At 27.8% G+C, this 17,939-nt stretch carries 17 protein-coding genes, 4 tRNA genes and 1 riboswitch; of the genes, 3 read left to right on the top strand and 18 right to left on the bottom strand.

Annotation, left to right across the window (positions count from 1 at the left end; translation table 11 throughout):
* Nucleotides 1-15: 15 nt before the first annotated feature.
* The 8 genes from ACYUCG_RS12660 to ACYUCG_RS12625 form a co-directional block, all read right to left on the bottom strand.
* Nucleotides 16-375 carry an ArsR/SmtB family transcription factor gene (locus ACYUCG_RS12660; RefSeq protein WP_060796840.1) on the bottom strand — a complete coding sequence of 120 codons (360 nt, stop codon included), beginning with the start codon at nucleotides 373-375 and terminating at the stop codon, nucleotides 16-18.
* A gap of 134 nt (nucleotides 376-509) precedes the next feature.
* Complete coding sequence (locus ACYUCG_RS12655) at nucleotides 510-1,130, bottom strand: TrkA C-terminal domain-containing protein (protein WP_060796842.1); 621 nt, start codon at nucleotides 1,128-1,130, stop codon at nucleotides 510-512.
* A gap of 91 nt (nucleotides 1,131-1,221) precedes the next feature.
* Entirely contained in the window at nucleotides 1,222-1,800 is a 579-nt protein-coding gene (locus tag ACYUCG_RS12650) for a zinc dependent phospholipase C family protein (RefSeq protein ID WP_060796844.1), read from the bottom strand.
* 203 nt (nucleotides 1,801-2,003) lie between these two features.
* Nucleotides 2,004-2,570: a DUF3867 domain-containing protein gene (locus ACYUCG_RS12645; protein ID WP_139934113.1), complete on the bottom strand. Its 567-nt coding sequence runs from the start codon at nucleotides 2,568-2,570 to the stop codon at nucleotides 2,004-2,006.
* Nucleotides 2,571-2,796: 226 nt separating this feature from the next.
* Nucleotides 2,797-3,867 carry a mannose-1-phosphate guanylyltransferase gene (locus tag ACYUCG_RS12640; RefSeq protein WP_060796847.1) on the bottom strand — a complete coding sequence of 357 codons (1,071 nt, stop codon included), beginning with the start codon at nucleotides 3,865-3,867 and terminating at the stop codon, nucleotides 2,797-2,799.
* Between the two features lie 237 nt (nucleotides 3,868-4,104).
* Nucleotides 4,105-5,484, bottom strand: coding sequence for a glycoside hydrolase family 1 protein (locus ACYUCG_RS12635; protein WP_283704869.1), 1,380 nt, complete (start codon nucleotides 5,482-5,484; stop codon nucleotides 4,105-4,107).
* A gap of 697 nt (nucleotides 5,485-6,181) precedes the next feature.
* Nucleotides 6,182-7,558, bottom strand: coding sequence for an aldehyde dehydrogenase (locus ACYUCG_RS12630; protein ID WP_283704870.1), 1,377 nt, complete (start codon nucleotides 7,556-7,558; stop codon nucleotides 6,182-6,184).
* Between the two features lie 152 nt (nucleotides 7,559-7,710).
* A complete protein-coding gene (locus ACYUCG_RS12625; RefSeq protein ID WP_283704871.1) occupies nucleotides 7,711-8,421 on the bottom strand; it encodes a DUF3298 and DUF4163 domain-containing protein in 711 nt (236 codons plus the stop codon).
* Nucleotides 8,422-8,529: 108 nt separating this feature from the next.
* Here ACYUCG_RS12625 and ACYUCG_RS12620 point away from each other — a divergent pair, with 108 nt between their 5' ends.
* On the top strand, nucleotides 8,530-9,471 hold the full coding sequence (locus ACYUCG_RS12620) for an alpha/beta hydrolase (RefSeq protein ID WP_283704872.1): 942 nt from the start codon (nucleotides 8,530-8,532) through the stop codon (nucleotides 9,469-9,471).
* A 263-nt stretch (nucleotides 9,472-9,734) separates the two neighbouring features.
* Here ACYUCG_RS12620 and rluF read toward each other — a convergent pair whose 3' ends face one another.
* Genes rluF through ACYUCG_RS12605 form a run of 3 tightly spaced genes read right to left on the bottom strand, consistent with a single transcriptional unit; the run spans nucleotide 9,735 to nucleotide 12,389 of the window.
* The gene (gene rluF / locus ACYUCG_RS12615; protein WP_283704873.1) at nucleotides 9,735-10,631 is read right to left on the bottom strand and encodes a 23S rRNA pseudouridine(2604) synthase RluF; all 897 of its coding nucleotides are present in this window, start codon (nucleotides 10,629-10,631) and stop codon (nucleotides 9,735-9,737) included.
* A 21-nt stretch (nucleotides 10,632-10,652) separates the two neighbouring features.
* Nucleotides 10,653-11,666 (bottom strand): anti-sigma factor domain-containing protein, encoded by a 1,014-nt coding sequence (locus ACYUCG_RS12610; RefSeq protein WP_283704874.1) that lies wholly within the window; start codon nucleotides 11,664-11,666, stop codon nucleotides 10,653-10,655.
* 60 nt (nucleotides 11,667-11,726) lie between these two features.
* The gene (locus ACYUCG_RS12605; RefSeq protein WP_283704875.1) at nucleotides 11,727-12,389 is read right to left on the bottom strand and encodes a class D sortase; all 663 of its coding nucleotides are present in this window, start codon (nucleotides 12,387-12,389) and stop codon (nucleotides 11,727-11,729) included.
* A 354-nt stretch (nucleotides 12,390-12,743) separates the two neighbouring features.
* Here ACYUCG_RS12605 and ispF point away from each other — a divergent pair, with 354 nt between their 5' ends.
* Nucleotides 12,744-13,214, top strand: coding sequence for a 2-C-methyl-D-erythritol 2,4-cyclodiphosphate synthase (gene ispF, locus ACYUCG_RS12600; RefSeq protein ID WP_124045155.1), 471 nt, complete (start codon nucleotides 12,744-12,746; stop codon nucleotides 13,212-13,214).
* 104 nt (nucleotides 13,215-13,318) lie between these two features.
* Here ispF and ACYUCG_RS12595 read toward each other — a convergent pair whose 3' ends face one another.
* From ACYUCG_RS12595 to ACYUCG_RS12565, 7 genes are all read right to left on the bottom strand, one after another.
* Nucleotides 13,319-14,632 carry a Na+/H+ antiporter NhaC family protein gene (locus tag ACYUCG_RS12595; protein WP_283704876.1) on the bottom strand — a complete coding sequence of 438 codons (1,314 nt, stop codon included), beginning with the start codon at nucleotides 14,630-14,632 and terminating at the stop codon, nucleotides 13,319-13,321.
* Nucleotides 14,633-14,731: 99 nt separating this feature from the next.
* Nucleotides 14,732-14,896: riboswitch (SAM riboswitch) on the bottom strand.
* 74 nt (nucleotides 14,897-14,970) lie between these two features.
* A complete protein-coding gene (locus ACYUCG_RS12590; protein ID WP_060796003.1) occupies nucleotides 14,971-15,813 on the bottom strand; it encodes a pyridoxamine kinase in 843 nt (280 codons plus the stop codon).
* Nucleotides 15,814-15,947: 134 nt separating this feature from the next.
* A tRNA-Lys gene (locus ACYUCG_RS12585) sits at nucleotides 15,948-16,023 on the bottom strand.
* Between the two features lie 44 nt (nucleotides 16,024-16,067).
* Nucleotides 16,068-16,141: transfer RNA gene (locus ACYUCG_RS12580), tRNA-Gly, on the bottom strand.
* A gap of 64 nt (nucleotides 16,142-16,205) precedes the next feature.
* A tRNA-Gln gene (locus ACYUCG_RS12575) sits at nucleotides 16,206-16,280 on the bottom strand.
* A gap of 3 nt (nucleotides 16,281-16,283) precedes the next feature.
* Nucleotides 16,284-16,360 (bottom strand) — tRNA-Arg (locus ACYUCG_RS12570).
* A 125-nt stretch (nucleotides 16,361-16,485) separates the two neighbouring features.
* Nucleotides 16,486-17,178: a hypothetical protein gene (locus ACYUCG_RS12565; RefSeq protein ID WP_060796226.1), complete on the bottom strand. Its 693-nt coding sequence runs from the start codon at nucleotides 17,176-17,178 to the stop codon at nucleotides 16,486-16,488.
* Between the two features lie 188 nt (nucleotides 17,179-17,366).
* On the opposite strand from ACYUCG_RS12565, the gene ACYUCG_RS12560 reads away from it, so the two are divergent.
* Entirely contained in the window at nucleotides 17,367-17,771 is a 405-nt protein-coding gene (locus ACYUCG_RS12560; protein ID WP_060796225.1) for an HNH endonuclease signature motif containing protein, read from the top strand.
* The last annotated feature ends 168 nt before the right edge of the window (nucleotides 17,772-17,939 follow it).

Genomic DNA, 17,939 nt, shown 5'->3' with positions numbered 1-17,939 from the left:
GTCTAAATACCTCCTTTACTCTAAAACGTGATTTAAGCCTTCATTGAATATGTGTTTAACATGATCATCAGCTAAAGAGTAATAAACTATCTTACCATCTCTTCTAAACTTAACTAATCTAGCTTGTTTTAAAACTCTTAATTGATGAGATACTGCTGATTGACTTACACCTAATAATTCTGCCATATCACATACACACATCTCTCCTTCAAAAAGAGCACATAAAATTTTTATTCTTGTTGAATCTCCAAAAACTTTAAATATTTCTGCTAATTCATAAAGTACTTCTTCCTTTGGTAAATGTTCTTTCACCCTACTTAATATATCTTGGTGGATATAAGAACAGTTACAACTTTCTATTTTATTATTATCCATATCCTTAACTCCTATTATTCATTTTTACATATGAGCATTTGTTCATATGTTCACTTTTATTATATGTCTGTTTTACAAAAAATGCAACTAAAAAAGGTTATATCAAAAAATTTTATTGATACAACCTTTTTCCATTATTTATTTAAAAACATTTCTATTTTTTTTAATATGTCTTCTTCTCCAACTACAAGTAGATTATCATCTTTTTCAAATTTCAAATATGGTCCAGGAGATATTATTAACTCTCCTTTTCTCCTTATAGCAACAATAGTTGCCTTTGTATTTTGCCAAAACTTTGAATCTGAAACACTTTTACCTATAAGACTGCATTCCTTTGGCAATTCTATTTCTATAGGTGTCAAAGGATTTGTATATCTAAGCCTGTTAGAGTAATCCACTATTTTATCTATCATTTCGCCTATATTTTTTTCTATAGCCTTTTTCTCTTCCATTAAGGATTCTATATCATGTTTTAAAGATGTTACACTTTCAATTGAATGAAACCTATTTATGAAATTATAAGCATTATCTTTTGAAATAATTGTTACTCCACTCCCCTTGCTTGATGATACCACTTTCATATCTTCTAATAGCTTAACGGCTTTTCTAACTGTTTCTGGTGATACATTATAACTACTTGCTAAAGTAGATCTACCATGTATCTTTTGTCCTACCTTTATGTCATTATTATATATTCTACCTGCAATATCTAAAGCAATTTGCTTATATATAGGTTCATTTACCTTACTCTCCATCTCATTTCCTTTCTATTATAAAAATTAGTTTAATCAACATACATATATAATTGATTTTAACATATTTTATTAATCAAAGGAAATATTTGTATTAAGCTATAGCTTCAGAATAAGCTGTCTTTGTATTTTTAGCTATAGAATCGCTTATATATTTAACTATACTTCTGCATGCAAAGTATGCATACTTCATATCATTCTCATAACTTTCTCTTTTTCTATATATCTTATGAGCTTCTTCTAAGAAAAACTCCACAGACATATTACCCCATATTTTAAAATCATCTTGTGATGGAATATATGTTTTAGCAAAGTTAGCTAACTCTTTTTCATATTTAACATGTTTATTCATACTATGCTTAAATTCCCATCTTTCACTATGAGGAATGCAAAAAAAATCACATATAAAATGACATATAACTCCTAGTTCCTGACTAAATCTACTTACTGAAAATTTCTTTTTAAAATCATACATACTAAGTGATGCTAATTTTTTTATCTTATTAACTATCATATCAAAAGATTCATCTAAATAATGCTTCTTTAATTTATATTTTGAAACCATATCAGGTTTTACATTTCCATATATAAAGTTTTTATCACTTATTTTAAAATCTACGTCAACATCTCTCAATATATTTTGTGCAATAAGAATGTGAGTGTTCATTAACATAATTTATTACCTCTAATCTCTTTTAAAAAAGTCTCTTATTAATATAGTATTTCATATTAACTAAAAGTATATTACAAAAATCTATTGAATTTATTAATTAATTATTAATTAATGATTTATCTATAGTATAAAATGATTCCTAAAATAAAAAAACTAGACATGTAAGTTAAAATTTACAGGTCTAGTCTTATTAAAAATATATATTAATAATCGTACTTTCCTACATTCTCACAAATTCTTATATCTAAAAGGTCATCTGAAAGAGTTTTTTTGTATGAACACAAGAACTCATTTAACTCACTGTCCTGAAGATCTATATGTTTAGGACTAGTTATAAGAACTTTGTTATTTTCTAAAATTAATTCAATATCATTTTTTTCATTTTTAATAAAATATGTAGTAACAGTAGATGTTTTTACTTTTCCTTTATACTTCTCTTGAAAACTCAAAGTTTTTCTTAAACTTTCATAATCTCCACCTTGAATTCCTAAGTTACTCATATCTATACCTAAGTTTTTCATTTGCCCTTCAATATCACCCATATCAAAGCCATATCTCTTAAGCATTTCTGCTTGAATATTTAAAAACTTTTCTTGAGAAATATTATTTTCATTCATATATTTAGTTATCTCTCTAGAAAGATCCATCATACTCATTTTTCCTTGAGCTACTGAATAATATAAATCATAAATATATGACTCAAATTTATCTATATCTTTATCTCTTGCCTTATTTTTTAACTCATTAAAATCTACAATTCTATCACTCATAAAACAATACCTCCGTAAAGTTCAAACTTATATTATTACTATAATAACATAAAAATATCTTTATAACATATTTTAAAGATTAAATTTAATTTTATTTTAATTTGGTGTGAATTTTAAATAATTTTATTCCTTCTCAATAAATTTCAAATAAAAAATCTACTAAAAAGTCCTATATCATACACCTAAAGTATATGATATAGGACTTTTTTTACATAAGTTTATAAACTTATAGATATTCTTTAAATTCCTTCTTACCACTAATAGAATTTAATAGATGCTTAATCTCTTGGTCCCTACCCTTGTCCATGACCAAAATAACATCTCCTGCATCAACTAATACTAGATCTTTTATTCCAAATCCTATTATTAATTTTTCCTTTCCAAAAACGGAACAATTCTCACATTCCTCTAAAAAAACATTATCTGAAGTTCTATTATTTCCATTAGGCTCTAAAAATCTACCTAGAGCTGAGAAAGTACCTATATCATCCCAAGAAAAATCACATTTTATAACAAATGATCTTCTTGTTTTTTGCATTACCCCAAAATCTATAGATATTCCATCAATTAAAGAATACTGCTCTTTTATTATTTCTTCCTCATCATCTTCTCCAATGTGTTGATATATCTCCATTAAACATTTATACATCTTAGGAATATATTTTTCAATTTCTCTCAATATAACATCAGCTCTAAATATGAACATTCCACTATTCCATAAATAAGTCCCTTTTAATAAGAAGTCCTTTGCTACTTCTAAATTAGGTTTCTCTGTAAACCTTGCTATCTTGAAGGTAGGAATGTGTCCATTGACTCTATCGCCCATTTCTATATAGCCATAACCTGTCTCTGGTCTAGTTGGCTCTATTCCTATGGTAACAATAGCTCTCTTCTTATCCGCAATCTCTACGGCTTGTTCCAGAGTTTGAAGATAACTTTTATCTCCTTCTATATAATGGTCTGAAGGCAATACAATCATAACTGCATCCTTATCTTTCTTTAAAAGCTTAGCTGCTGAAAGACCTATACAGGTTGCAGTTTCTTTATTAGCAGGTTCAGTAAAGATATTTTCCTCTCTTATGTCTTTAAGTTCATCTCTTATTTTGTCTTCATACTCCTGGTTTGTCACTACATAAATATTATCTTTATGGATTATAGGTCTAATTCTATCCACAGTATTACTTAAAAAACTCTTCCCATTATTGTGTATGCTAAGAAATTGTTTAGGGTTTGAACTTCTTGAAAGCGGATAAAGTCTAGTACCCTTTCCTCCTGCTAAAATTAATGAGTAAAGCATGTTGCCTTCAACTCCGTTAATTGTTATAGTGTATTTTATGTGAAAATATTCCATTATGTGAGTATTAAAAAAATTTAAGGCTTTAGTTTAAGTAAAAATACTCCAACTAAAGCCTTTCCTCATTTATTCATATTAATTTATTTTATTGCTAATTTTATAATAAAAAACTTTTTACATAATCATATTAACGTAGAAAATTTATTTTAGAACTGATCTAAGCTAAGTAAATTCAAAGTTTTAAAAACCATTATTATGAGAAACTTCTTTTATCCATCTTCCTGATTTTTTAATAGTTTTCTTTTGAGTTTCTAAATCTAATGATATAAATCCATATCTATTTTTATATGAATTTAACCATGACCAACAATCTATTGGAGTCCATAAATGATATCCTACACAATTTGAACCCTCTTCAATAGCCTTATGAAGCCATTCTAAATGCTCTATTATGAATTCAATTCTATAATCATCTTCAATTATACCTTCAGCATTTTTGAATTTCTCTTCGCCTTCAACACCCATTCCATTCTCTGAAATGAACCATTTTATGTTGCCATAGTTCTCTTGCACATTTTTAGCTATATCATAAATCGCCTTAGGATATATTTCCCATCCTCTATGAGGATTCATTCTCTTTCCTGGCATATCATAATTATCAAAATATTTTTCTGGAGCCCATGTTTCTCCACTATATTCCTCTTCTCTAGCTTTAACTCTTCTTGGTTGATAGTAGTTTACTCCTAAGAAATCCACAGTATTATTTTTTATAACCTCTAATTCTTCCTTAGTAGAATCCCACATTACTCCATCTTTTTCTAAAACCTCAACTAAGTTCTTAGGAAATTCTCCTTTAGTTGCTGGATCTAAGAATAACTCATTGAAGAAAGCATTAGCAATTTCAGCTGCTCTTAAATCTTCTTTTGACTCACTTCTTGGATATGCTGGCGTTAAGTTAACTATTATTCCTATTTCTCCATCTTGTCCTAATTTTCTATACTCTTCTATGGCTCTAGCAGAAGCTAATGCTATATTATAGGCAGCTTGAAGTCCTCTTTTTCCATCAACTATGCAAGGATAATGCCATTTATACAAAAACTGTCCTTCAATAATAACTATAGGTTCATTAAATGTAGCCCATTTCTTAACCCTATCACCAAATAACTCAAAGGCAGTCTTAGCAAATTTCGCGAATAATTCTACAACATGCTTTGATTCCCACCCACCATATTTATCATATAATTCAACAGGAAGATCAAAGTGATGTAAATTCATGATTATATCTATTCCATTTGCTAAACACTCATCTATTACACCATTATAAAATCTTACTCCATCTTCATCTGGCTCACCAGTTTCAAAATCTTTAATTAATCTTGTCCATTGAATTGAAGTTCTAAATGAATTTAATCCAATTTCTTTTAGCATTGCTAAATCTTCTTTATAACTATTGTAAAAATTTGATGCTACATTTGGTCCTATACCATTGTGAAATAACTCTGGATTTATATCGAACCAGTGATCAAATACATTGTCGTGTTTCTTGTTAAATCTACCTTCTGACTGAGGTCCTGAAGTTGCAGCTCCCCACCAAAAGTTTTCTGGGAAAGTATATTTCATGTGAAAACCCCCTATACCTTTGTAAACTTTTTCTCTACTTAATTGTATATTTTAAAGAAACTTTTTTCTAGGGTTCTTATATGGCTTAATTCCAAAAAAAGTGGTTAATTTCAAGAAAAAAAAAGATCTAAGTATAACTTAGACCTTTTTTTCTCAAACCAATATTATAAATATAATTGTATAAATTTTAATTTAAACTCATAACGTCCCCTTTAAATGACCATATTTAATAAATTCTCTCAAAATTCAATAATAAAATAATTTCTCAATATAAATACCCTAATATCTATCATAAGTCGAAAGATATGCTAGCTTCTTCCCCGTCGAAGCTTATAAAATTCATGTAAGAACAATTTCTTATTCTTAAGTTTAAAATAAAATTTACTCATATTTTCAATAGTAATTGTACTAGAAGGCTCCCCCAAACCTTAAAGCTTAAAAACTTAATCTTAAATATGTTTATCATACCATTATTGGCTTGTTAGAAGTTCATCTATAAATAACAGGCATTAGTACATAGACGTAACTTTCAAAGATTGTATTCCTAATTTAGTTATATGTTTTTAGTATAAATTGAACACTTTATTTTAAATACTTTTTATCCGCTCATTGAAAACATATACAATCTTTAAGTATATTATACATAACTTTTTTAATCATTTCCATACAAATCCACCCATATTCATTCATTTTTTATTTATTTCATGATTTTTTTAACAATTGTTAACTTATTTTGGAAAGGAGCATACCTAATCTTTAAGTCTAAGAATGTTTTTCTGTTCATAACACCCTTTTTATTGGAAAATAAGTCAAAACTATACTTACCATGATATTTTCCCATACCACTATTTCCAACTCCACCAAAAGGTAAATATGATGATGATACATGAACTAATGTATCATTTATTGTTACTCCTCCTGATGATGTACTATTAAGAACTTTTTCAATTTTATTTTTATCCTCTGAAAAATAATATAGTGCTAAAGGCTTGTCCTTACTATTTACTACCCTTATTACTTCATCTAAATTTTCAAAAGTTAAAATTGGGAATATAGGACCAAAAATTTCTCTTTCCATAACTGGATCATCCCAAGTTATATTTTTTAATATGGTTGGTTCTATTTGAAAAGTTTTTCTATTATAATTTCCTCCAAAAACTAATTTTTCTTTATCTATATATGAAAGTACTCTATTAAATTCTCTTTCATTTACCATTTTAGAATAATCTTGAGATTCTAAAGGATTATCTCCAAATTGATTTTTTATTTCTTCCTCTAATTTTTTTATAAATTCTTCTTCAATATTCTTATGGACATATAAATAATCTGGTGCAACACAGGTTTGTCCCGAATTCATTAACTTTCCCCAAACTATTCTTCTAGCTGCTAACTCAACCTTACAATCCTTATCAATAATACAAGGACTTTTCCCTCCAAGTTCTAAAGTTACAGGGGTTAAATATTGAGAAGCTGCCTTCATTACTATTTTTCCTACAGTGGCACTTCCAGTAAAGAAAATATAATCAAATTTTTCTTTTAAAAGTTCTTCTACAACTTCTTTTCCCCTTTCTGGATTAACATGAAGAACATACTTTTCATCAAATACTTTTTCTAATATTTCTTTAAGAATTTTAGATGTCTCTGGCGCTGATTCAGATGGCTTTATAACGGCTGTGTTTCCAGCTGCTATTGCTCCAATTAAAGGATCCATTGTAAGCATAAAAGGATAGTTAAAAGGGCCTATTATTAAAACAACTCCATAAGGTTCTAACTGTATAAAACTTTTTGCAGGAAATTGTACTAATGGAGTTTTTACTCTTCTTTTTTTGCTCCATTTTTTTATATTTTTAATGTGCATATTTATTTCATCATATACCATTGCTACTTCTGTAACATAGGATTCAAAGCTAGATTTCATTAAGTCTTTTTTTAAAGCTTCAAAAACTTTCTCTTCCTCACTTTTTAAAACATCTCTTAACTTTTTTAGTTTCTCTATTCTAAAATTTATATCCTTAGTTTCACCTGTACTAAAATATTCCCTCTGTTTATTTATTTTTTCTCTTAAGGCTTCCATAAAATTTCCCCTCCCCATTGTTCCAATTCCTTTTAAATTTATTATAGACCTATTTTATTTAATATTAAAACACATGATTCTTTAAATTATTTTTATAAAGAACTTTAAACAAAAAAGTTTAGAAAACTACTACTAGTTTCCTAAACTTAATTTTAATCTCCTAATTTATAAATTAATCCTTCCTTTAATTCTACATAAGGAATTTTAAATTCTCTAATACCTGAAGAGTATGGAGCTATTTCATATTGTTGAAAATACACTATAATTCCATCTCTATTTAAATAATAGGCTTGATTTTCATTAACTCCCTTAAACAAAGCTCCATTATCAAAATAAAGCTCCTTTTCTTTTTCAATATCCTCTTTTACCTTTTTATCAATTATACTTTTATAGTCAAATCCTTCTTTAAATAAATCTTTTAATCTAAGCTCTTTTCCTGTTTTAAGGTTATAATTATAACTTACTTTAGTCGTTAATCCATGAGCTCCACCAGTATATTGATAATATGAAACAGGTAAACTAATTACTTCATCTGTATTAAATGCTTCAAAAAGACTATATGCCTCCATTTTAGGCATTTCTTTTCCTGCCTTTTCATATTCTTTGCTGTACTCTTCTCCTAATAACTTAATGTCATTTATCCAATTTAAAGTATAATCCTCTACAATTTTATTTATTTTATCTGTAACATCTTTTTCTCCACCTTGAATTATTGGATATTTAACTTTAATTTCATACTTGTCAGTATTTTCTTCTATAGATTTTTCTATAACTTCTATTTTATTTATTTCTTCTCCTAAAACTACAGTAGAAAAAATAAGAAGTAATGACATAAGGCATAAAAAAACTTTTTTAAATTTCATAAAATAAACCTCCACTTTATATTTGGCTAATTTTATTTTTCTCTTAAGTGTTATAATTATGTATAATGTATAAATAAAATCTATTAAAAGCTGATTGGAGTGATATAAGTGACCTATCTTATTATATTGATAATTATTGCAATTCTAGTTATTGTCTTTTTTTTAGCAACAGGTCTGTATATATTTAGATCTACTGTAACTAGAGAACTGCATGATATAGAAAAAAGTTATACTAGATATGTAGAAAATAATCTTTTTGACGAAGCTTTATATAATTCTGCTTCTAAGGAAGATATTACTTTAAAATCCTTTGATGGTCTTAATTTAACCTCAACACTTATAATGAATGAAAATCCTACAAATAAATTTATAGTATTAGTCCATGGAGTTTCTATTTGTTATGTTGGTTCTTTAAAATATTTTGATATATTCTATAAAAATGGCTTTAATGTTCTTATAGTGAATCAAAGAAGACATGGAAAAAGTGAAGGGAAATATTCCACATATGGTTTTTATGAAAAATATGATGTAAACATGTGGATAGAATATTTAAAATCTAGATTTGGTAATGATATAATTTTAGGTCTTCATGGTGAATCAATGGGAGCAGGAACAGTTATGGAGACTATTCCTCTAAATAATTCTATAAAATTTGTCATTGAAGATTGTGGTTACTCTAACTTTTATGAACTTATAGGCTTCCAAATAACTCATCAATATAAAAATAGACTTGTTAGAAGAATTCTTCGTCCAAGCCTTATATTTGCAAACTTCTTTATGAAAACTAAAGCTAAATTTTCTATGAAAAAAATAGTACCTATAGATATAGTATCTTCAACCTCATTACCAATGATGTTTATCCATGGAAAAGAAGATTATTTTGTCCCATGGTATATGTCAGTAGATTTATATAAAGCTAAAACTAAAGGCTATAAAGAACTTTACCTAGTTGAAGGTGCCAAACATGCTGAAGCTTTAGAAGTTAATAAAATTCTATACGAAAAAAAGATAATGACCTTTATCGAAAAAGCATTATCTTTGTATAAGTAAAGTAAAAGTTTAAATTCTATATCAAGACATGTTTTAATAAAACTTACAAACAGTATGAAGAGAATATCTAGATGAGCTTTAGAATTTAAATCATTACGGAGAAGATATTACGTTAAAAAGCTGAGACTGTTCGAAGCGTAGCAAGTTTCGAAGCTTTAGTAATATCTTTGGAGTAATGATTATAAATTCTTAGCGAAATCTAGTAATTCTCGGAATATGTTTGTAAGTTTTATTATTAACTTTTGATATATATCACTTAATTATTAAATTGAAGCCTCTTCAGTCTTTGAAGAGTTTTCTGTTAATCTGTTTATTTCAGCTAATTCTTTCTTAGTTAAGTATCTCCAAGATCCCATTTTTAGGTTTCCTAGGCTAACATTCATTATTCTTATTCTTTCTAATTTTTTTACCTCATATCCAAAATACTCACACATTCTTCTTATCTGTCTATTTAACCCTTGAGTTAGTATTATTCTAAATGAGTTTTTGCTTTCTTTCTTAACTAAGCATTTCTTAGTAACTGTTCCTAGTATAGGTACTCCATTACTCATACCTTTTACAAATTCATCAGTTATAGGCTTATTTACAGTGACAATATATTCTTTTTCATGATTATTACCAGCTCTTAATATCTTATTAACTATATCACCATCATTAGTCATAAATATTAATCCTTGAGAATCCTTATCTAGTCTTCCTATTGGGAAAATTCTTTTTTCATGATTTATAAAGTCAACTATATTACCTTTTATCTTACTCTCAGTAGTACAAGTTATTCCAACAGGCTTATTTAAAGCTATATAAACTAGTTCATTTTCAACCTTTAGAGGTTTTTCATCAATAGATACACTTTGCCCCTTAGAAACCTTCATACCTGTTGTAGCCTTTACCCCATCTATCTTAACTCTTCCTTGTTCTATAAGCTTATCAGCCTCTCTCCTTGAGCAAAATCCTGTTTCACTTATATATTTATTTAATCTAACTTCATCTCTTATTTCATTTTTATTTGATACTATAATAGTATTTTTTGCTGAAGCTTTTTTAGCTACTTTTTGTTTATTATTTTTATTAGTTTTATTTAAATTTTTATCTTCACTCTTAAACTTTTTATTAGATAAACTCTTATCTCTTCTATTGTTATTTTTTGATGCTTTTCTCACTATAAATAATCCTTTCCTTAATTAATTTTTCTTCTCATAGCCTGAATTATTTATTTTTATTCTAAAATTATTCTTTGCATTATCATCCTTATTTACACTTTCAACATATTCTGTAACCTTATTTAAATCTACAGTATCAACCATTTTTCCAGTTATATAAACATCCACAATTCTATTAGGAGGAAGCATATCCTCTTCTTCAAAACCTTTTAAAATTGAGATCATACCATCTTCAAATTTCTTGTTTTCTAATTTTAGTTCTGTTATTAATATAGTTCCCTTTTCTGTTGGAGAATAACTATAAACTATTCTATCAAACCTATTCAATCCAATTTTAACCTTTGATGTTCCTTGAATTAATATAGTAGTTTCCTGTTGCTTATAAAGAAAAGTAACACTTCCTATAAGAATAAATGCAATTAAAGCTACGCTAACTATTACCTTCCTATAATGTCTTAAAGTTTTCTTCTCTTTTCCGGACAATTCATCTCCAACTTTATTTTCACATCTTGTTTTTATTCTTATAAATTGTCCTTCCTTAGTTAATATTATAGTACTCTTTTTCCCCTCTAACATAACTAATCCTTTATGGACAATTTCTTCCCCTTTTGTACCCTTTATAACAGCTAAGTTTTCTAAGTCCTTAAAATTTATATTTAAATACATAGCTAAATTTGTGTAATCTGCATTGTATAATAAAATTAAATAAGCTATTATGTAATTTGACCAACTTATAATCTTTTCATTACTAAATCCTGTTTTTTTAGCTATAACCTTTGTTTGTAATTCTCTTCTATTTATTATCTTTCTTAATAACACTTCTTCATCAACTAAGAAATAGGCTATATTAAGAATTAAATTTCTTTCCTCAATATTAAACTCTTCATTTGAAAGACTCTTTAAATCAACTTTAAATTTTCTAAGCTCTTTTATGAAAGTACTTATTTCTTTTTTCAATATGTTTTTATCTAGATTTTTCTTTATATTTCTAGTAGAAAACATATATTTATCTTTTCTAAAAGTTACCTCACTCACTCAAGATACACTCCTTTATGTATATTTTATAAAAAATAAGACTAAGGCAAAAACCCAGTCTTATTCCACTAACTTTCCTTTTACTATAACCCTATTTTTAGCGTCAGTTGTACATGTAACTATAGTTATAGTAGCATCTTTTGTTGGGTTTAAAGCCTCAGTTTCATCTGGAGTAACCTCATACATATAAGTTACTTCATAAGTGTACTCTTTTCCATTGTAAGTAACTTTGACTTTATCCCCTTTTTCAAGCTTATCAATATCCTTAAAAGCTTGTCCAAAATATGATATTCTATGTCCTGCTATTGAGAAATTTCCTTTTTCCCCTGGCATTGGTGAACCTGGGAAATGACCCACTACATACTTTATATCTTCATATCTAACGCCTTCTATTATGCCTATCTCTAAATTTATCTTTGGAATATTTAAAATAGCAATTCCTTTTCCCTCTTCAAGTTGTGCTTTTTCTGGCTTTTTGTCTTTTTCAACTTCACCTTTATCAGCTATATTCTTTTCGTCACTATTTTCTTTAGTATCTTCTTCTAATGTTTCCCTATCTTTATTTTCACCCTCTGGAACATCAAACTGTAAATTTCTAAAACTATCTAAAACAGCTTGCTGCTGTCTATAAGTATCATATTTCATCCAAATAGTTACTCCAATAAGTGATACCCCTGCCACTATTAAAAGAATACCTAATACATTTCTAATTTTTCCCCACACTTCTCAATTCACCCTTTCTATTTAAATTCCCTTTTACTTAAAGCTTCTAATAATATTAATAAAAACTAAAATTATTTCTAATCAATTATTATAAGCTATTTTCTTTAATTAAATCTCAATTTATTATACCATAGCCCCCATGATATCTATATAAAATTTTATATTATAAATACATCTTTTACATAATTAAAACCTATAAATATTTTAATTTTATGTAACTCTATTTTTGTTACAACTAGGTTTAATTTTCTTTAATAGCTATTGATACTTTGATAACATAATAGAATTATATATAATGAAATCATAAAAATAAATTTTTATTGAAAAAATAAATAAATTTAAGAGGTGATAAGAATGAGAATAGGAATGGGATATGATGTTCATAAATTAGTTGAAAATAGAGATTTAATATTAGGTGGAGTAAAAATTCCTTATGAAAAAGGACTTTTAGGCCATTCAGATGCAGATGTATTATTACACGCAATAATGGATTCACTTTTAGGAGCAGCAGCCTTAGGAGATATAGGAAAACATTTTCCAGATACAGACCCTAAATATAAAGGTGCTGATAGCATAAAACTTCTAGAATTTGTAGGTGAGCTTTTAAATAAAAATAACTATAAAATATCGAATATAGATGCAACTATAATAGCTCAAAGACCCAAAATGGCTCCTCATATACCTACTATGAGAGAAAATATAGCTAGAGCATTAAATATAGACTTAGATCAAATAAATGTTAAAGCAACTACTGAGGAGGGACTTGGTTTTACTGGTTCAGGTGAAGGAATCTCATCTCAAAGTATTTGTCTTTTAATAAAATAAAAAAGATAGGCCTTATATAGCCTATCTTTTTTTACTTTATACCAAAGTTGATTAAACCCCTTTTATATAAATCCCCTTTTTAATGCTTATTGCTTTTTAACATTTTATTCAACGGCTATAGCATTTAACTCCCCACTTTTTTCATCACTTTCTTTCTTTTGGAAAAATGCTATGAATACTATTGCACTTATTCCCATTAAATATGGGTAGAATAAAAATTTCATTATTTCAAATGAACTTAATCCAGTTAAAGCTGCCGCTGACATTAATTGTGCTCCATAAGGAATTATTCCCTGAACTGCACAAGAGAACATATCTAATATTCCTGCAATTCTCTTTGAATCTAAGTTATATTCATCTGAAATATCCTTTGCTAAAGGTCCAACTGTAACTATAGCAATAGTATTATTTGCAGTACATGCATCAACTAAACTTACTAATAATCCAATACCAAATTCAGCCCCTTTTTTGCCATTGATTCTCTTAGTAACTAAGTTTAATACATAGTCTATACCACCATTTTCTTTTATTATTTCAACAATTCCCCCAATTATTATTGAAATTAATATAAGTTCACTCATTCCACCTATACCAGTTGATATTGAAGTAAAGAAAGTCTTTAAATCTAGAGATCCAGTGAAGAATCCAATTGCTCCAGCTAATACTATTCCACCTGATAATATAGCAATTACATTAGCCCCCATTAATGCAGCTATTAAAATACCTAAGTAAGGAATAATCTTAATAAAATTATAATCGTATTGACCTACTGATGTATTAGCTCCACTTCCTAAGAATGTATATATTACAATTACTAAGATAGCAGCTGGTAATATAACTTTAAAGTTTATTTTAAACTTATCCTTCATTTCGCATCCTTGAGTCTTTGTTGCTGCTATTGTGGTATCAGAAATCATTGATAGATTATCCCCAAACATAGCTCCACCTACTACTGCCCCAACTATAAGTGGTAAGGCTATATTAGTCTTATCTGCAATCCCCATTGCTATTGGAACTATAGCAGCTATTGTTCCCATTGATGTTCCTAAGGATATAGCTATAAATGATGATATTATAAATATTCCTGCTACTAATATATTTTTAGGTAATATTGTTAATCCTAAATTCACTGTAGATTCTACAGCTCCCATATTTTTAGCAACCTCTGCAAATGCACCAGCTAATATAAAGATTAAACACATTAAAATTATATTGCTATTTCCAGCCCCCTTACAAAATATCTCTATGTTCTTTTCAAGCCCTCTTTTTCTATTCATGAATATCCCAACTAGAACTGCAATTATTCCTGGAACTAAAACAGATACAGAGTAGAAATCTTTCATTACTAATGAAGTTCCCAAGTAAATCGATACAAAAATTATTAATGGTAATAATGCTGAAAACTTTCCTTTTTTCATTTTCTCTCCTCCTAATCCATTTAATAAATCTATCCTTTATCCTACAAAATAAAAAAACTTCTATCCTAGGATAGAAGTTATTATTCTTACAGACTCTCTTTCTTATCTCTCAGTTTCTACCGCAGGATTTAGCACCGCTATAAATCTTTGCATAGGAAATTGCTACTGATTTTTCTCATTTTAAAATCAGTATTGTTTTAACCGCAAAGAATTACCGGTTGCTGGGTTTCACAGGGCCAGTCCCTCCACCTCTCTTGATAAGATTTATTAAATTTTGTTTTTTTAAATAGTATCATGCTAAAATTACTTTGTCAATTTATTTTTTTGAGTTTAATAATTTATTTACTTATTAATTTATATAACAAACTTTCAAGTAATATTCCTTCATTTGGAGGATAATCAAATTTTTCGCTATATTCTATAGCTTCTGCAATAAAATTACATGACTTCTCCAATGCTTTTTCAGTGCTTTCACCTCTTAATATCCATCCGATTAACAATGAAGCAAAAGCATCACCTGTTCCACAATAAAAAGCATTTATTCTTTTATGAGAATAGGTGTAAAACATTTTTTCTTCTCTATCATAGAGTACAGTATCAATATATTCATTTGCTATTGAACTTGCTACACTTGTTATTATACTTATTTTAGGTCCTAAATTCCCTAGACCTACTAAATACTCTTTTATCTCATCTTCATTTAAAATTTCTTTATATTCTTTACCCAAAAGAAAAGAAGCTTCTGTAATATTGGGAGTTATTATATCTGCACTTTTTATTAACGTTCTCATTTCTTCAATCATTTTCTCACTCATGCCATCATAAAGCTTTCCATTATCAGCCATGACAGGGTCTATAACTACTAGAGTATCATCTTCTTTAAACTCTTCTATAAATTTTTCAACAAATTTAACTTGATTAGGATCAGCTAAATATCCACTATATATGCATTGAAAATTTAAATTAAGTCTTTTCCAATGATCTTTGGTTTCATATATAAAATCGCTTAAATCTCTGATTGCAGGTTTTCCAAATCCATCTGTATGTGCTGATAATACTGCTGTTGGAAGTGGACATACTTGATTTCCCATTGAAGATAATATAGGTATTATTGTTGCTAATGCTGCTCTCCCATAGCATGAAATATCATGAATAGCAGCGATTTTATTCATAGGTTCCATTTCTATCTCCCTTCAAAAATCTGCTCTTAAATAAAATTCTTATTACCTAGTATTATATTAATTAAAATTTCTTATATCAAATGTATCGGTATTTTTATATAAAATAAAAAAAGCATCGCTTATAAAACGATGCTTGGTGCACCATCAGGGATTCGAACCCTGGACTCCCTGATTAAGAGTCAGGTGCTCTACCAACTGAGCTAATGGTGCATATTGTATATTTTTTAATAATTTTACAGTAAAACTTTAAAAAATGGAGCGGGTACCGGGAATCGAACCCGGGTATCCAGCTTGGAAGGCTGGTGTTCTACCATTGAACTACACCCGCTTAGTATGTTTATATATTAACATACTGTTAATATGTTGTCAAGTTTTTAAACCAAGTTAAAAACTGGCTGGGATAGCAGGATTCGAACCTGCGAATGACGGAGTCAAAGTCCGTTGCCTTACCGCTTGGCGATATCCCAGTATGGTGTACCTTAAGGGATTCGAACCCCTGACCCACGGCTTAGAAGGCCGTTGCTCTATCCAGCTGAGCTAAAGATACAAACTTGAATCAACAAAAATTATTATACATAGTTATTTAAAAAATGTCAACATTTTTTTCAATTTATTTTATATTTCTATTAATACTAAGCGATTTTAATTTTAAAATATCAAGAAAATTTAATTTTATACAATATCTTCTAAGTGTTTAAATAAAACTTTTTTAAATTTTTGCTCATCTTCTTTATTTTTATGAGCATTTTTACAAACTTTAAACCATTCTTCTGTAGTCATTCCTATAGTTTTTTCATAACAATCTTCACAATCTGTTTGTAAGTTAGTTTCTACTACAAAATTCCCTAGCTCTTCAGCACTACCAAAAGCTTTTAAGTATAAAAACTCATCATCATTTCCAAGCCAATTGTTATTGAATCTACTACAGAATATTTTTAGTTTTCTCATTCCATTGTCAGCACTTAATCCTTTTAATTTTCTTAATGCTGAAATATCATTTTTCATTTTTTCTTTTTCTTCTTCAGTTGCTTTTCTATTTATCATAGAAATTATCTTCTCTACATCAATTGAAGGTATATGAGTTATTAATTTCTTTTTTCCTTCAACCCATTTATAGTATGCTTCTGGCATAAATACATACTCTATAAATTCTATTAATCTGTTAAAATTAGGTACCATAACCCAAACATTTTGAAATCCAACTTTTCTGTTAAATATTACATAATGTAGGTATTTTGTATCCTCAGTTATAGGTTCATCTTTAAACATTCTTCCTTTTAGGGTTTCATTTTTTGTTATTAATTCCCTCCAAAACTTCTCGGGATTTTCTTCTATCTTTGATCTTTTACGAAATAAGTTATGCATCTCAAAACCCCCTTATATCCTTTATATTTTAATTATATTGCTAACTTTTTTTAACAGCAAAGTGTAAAAAATCCTAAATTCCTTTATATATCTTCATCTTTATCTGAAAAGCTCCGTTATATTGATTAAACTGTTTTTTTATGCTATTTTATTACTATAAATGGGTATTAAAAGTTAAGGAGGATTATATGTCTTATTATTGTGAAATTTGTGGTGATTATGCAGATGTTCATCACATAGTTCATAGGTCAGAAGGCGGTTTAGATTTTAAACTTAATTACAAGTATTTATGCAAAAAACATCATAGGTCTAAAATGGGCCCCCACAGAGATAAAGTCGTAGATTTAAATTATAAACTTGAAATGCAAAACAAACTAAGAGAACTCTTTATAAAAAGTTTTTATACTGGTAATGACATAAAAATTATGTTAGGTCTTACACCTGGTTCTTTAAAAAAGTTAACTAAGAACTTAAAACTTTATAAAGAAGGATATTCTAGTGATGAAATAATATTTAATCTTATGGGCAGAAAAGTTTATTCAGAAGAATATATAGAAGATTTCATATTGCAAAAAGCAATAAGTTGTATATAGAAAGCTGTATCAAAGCTACTTCAGTTTTGATGCAGCTTTATTTTTATCAATTATTTAATATTCATTATGAAATAAAGCTATTATTTCTCTTTTAAACAAATTTAACTTTTATATCCTCATTTTGTATCTCAACTAATTTCTTTATAATTACTTATGCTTTAAAGAACT

It is taken from the genome of Clostridium sp. CTA-17, from assembly GCF_054767895.1.
Note: the sequence above shows the minus strand (reverse complement) of the source record. Positions and strands in the feature narration are given on the sequence as shown.

Excerpts from the sequence above, each read along its gene's own strand:
- ACYUCG_RS12590 (WP_060796003.1), bottom strand. The coding sequence starts at position 15,813 with ATGGAACCTATGAATAAAATCGCTGCTATTCATGATATTTCATGCTAT.
- ACYUCG_RS12635 (WP_283704869.1), bottom strand. The coding sequence starts at position 5,484 with ATGAAATATACTTTCCCAGAAAACTTTTGGTGGGGAGCTGCAACTTCA.
- ACYUCG_RS12645 (WP_139934113.1), bottom strand. The coding sequence starts at position 2,570 with ATGAGTGATAGAATTGTAGATTTTAATGAGTTAAAAAATAAGGCAAGA.
- ACYUCG_RS12660 (WP_060796840.1), bottom strand. The coding sequence starts at position 375 with ATGGATAATAATAAAATAGAAAGTTGTAACTGTTCTTATATCCACCAA.
- ACYUCG_RS12560 (WP_060796225.1), top strand. The coding sequence starts at position 17,367 with ATGTCTTATTATTGTGAAATTTGTGGTGATTATGCAGATGTTCATCAC.
- ACYUCG_RS12655 (WP_060796842.1), bottom strand. The coding sequence starts at position 1,130 with ATGGAGAGTAAGGTAAATGAACCTATATATAAGCAAATTGCTTTAGAT.
- ACYUCG_RS12640 (WP_060796847.1), bottom strand. The coding sequence starts at position 3,867 with ATGCTTTACTCATTAATTTTAGCAGGAGGAAAGGGTACTAGACTTTAT.
- ACYUCG_RS12625 (WP_283704871.1), bottom strand. The coding sequence starts at position 8,421 with ATGAAATTTAAAAAAGTTTTTTTATGCCTTATGTCATTACTTCTTATT.
- ACYUCG_RS12595 (WP_283704876.1), bottom strand. The coding sequence starts at position 14,632 with ATGAAAAAAGGAAAGTTTTCAGCATTATTACCATTAATAATTTTTGTA.
- ACYUCG_RS12650 (WP_060796844.1), bottom strand. The coding sequence starts at position 1,800 with ATGTTAATGAACACTCACATTCTTATTGCACAAAATATATTGAGAGAT.
- ispF (WP_124045155.1), top strand. The coding sequence starts at position 12,744 with ATGAGAATAGGAATGGGATATGATGTTCATAAATTAGTTGAAAATAGA.
- ACYUCG_RS12565 (WP_060796226.1), bottom strand. The coding sequence starts at position 17,178 with ATGCATAACTTATTTCGTAAAAGATCAAAGATAGAAGAAAATCCCGAG.
- ACYUCG_RS12630 (WP_283704870.1), bottom strand. The coding sequence starts at position 7,558 with ATGGAAGCCTTAAGAGAAAAAATAAATAAACAGAGGGAATATTTTAGT.